At 73.3% G+C, this 926-nt stretch carries 1 protein-coding gene; it reads right to left on the reverse strand.

Going from position 1 to position 926, the window contains the following annotated elements:
- Positions 1–926 (reverse strand): acyltransferase domain-containing protein (locus VM95_RS37710; protein WP_045706016.1); only part of this gene is annotated, 926 nt, incomplete at both ends.

Raw genomic sequence — 926 nt, forward strand, 5'->3', positions numbered from 1 at the left:
AGCGGACGGCCTGGCGGACGTGGCGGACCCAGTACTCGGCGTCGAAGGCCTCGACCAGGGCGCCGGTGACGTTGGAGACCACCGGGATCTGCGGCTTCGCATAGGTCAACTTCTGCGCGACCGCGCGGAATTCGTCCAGCATGGGCTCCATGCGGGGCGAGTGGAACGCGTGCGAGACCCGCAGGCGCGTGGTCTTGCGGCCCTCGACCCTCGGCAGCCATTCCTCGGCGGCGTCCGCGTCGCCCGAAACCACGATCGCGGTGGGCGCGTTGATCGCCGCGATCTCCAGCCGGCCCTCGAAGCCGGCCAGCGACTCGGCGACCTCGGCCTCGGTGGCCTGGACGGCGACCATCGCGCCGCCGGCGGGCAACGCGCCCATCAACCGGCCACGGGCCACCACGAGTTCGGCGGCATCCGCGAGCGACAGCACGCCCGCGACATGCGCGGCGGCGATCTCGCCCACCGAGTGCCCGACCAGGTAGTCCGCCCGCAGGCCGAGCGACTCCGCCAGCCGGAACAGCGCCACCTCAACCGCGAACAGCGCGGCCTGCGTGAACTCGGTCGCGTTCAGCTCCTCGCCACCGGCCGCGATCAACTCCCGCACCGAACGCCCCAGTCGGGCATCGAGCTCGCCACACACCTCGCTCAGCGCCCGCTCGAACACCGGGAAGGCGCCCGCGAGTTCCAGGCCCATGCCGGCCCGCTGCGAGCCCTGCCCGGTGAACAGGAACGCCGACTTCCCACCGACCGCACCCGCCCCCGCCGTGACGGCCGACAGCCGCTCCAGCAGTTCCTCGCGCCCCGAGGCCACCACGACCGCGCGCCGCTCCAGCAACGCCCGGCTGGTCGTCGCCGAGAACGCCACGTCCGCGACCGAGAGTTCGGGCTTCGCCAGCAGGTGCGACCGCAGCCGCTCGGCCTGCGCC

Origin of the sequence: Streptomyces rubellomurinus (genome assembly GCF_000961885.1) — a bacterium.
Classification (GTDB): Bacteria; Actinomycetota; Actinomycetes; order Streptomycetales; family Streptomycetaceae; genus Kitasatospora; species Kitasatospora rubellomurina.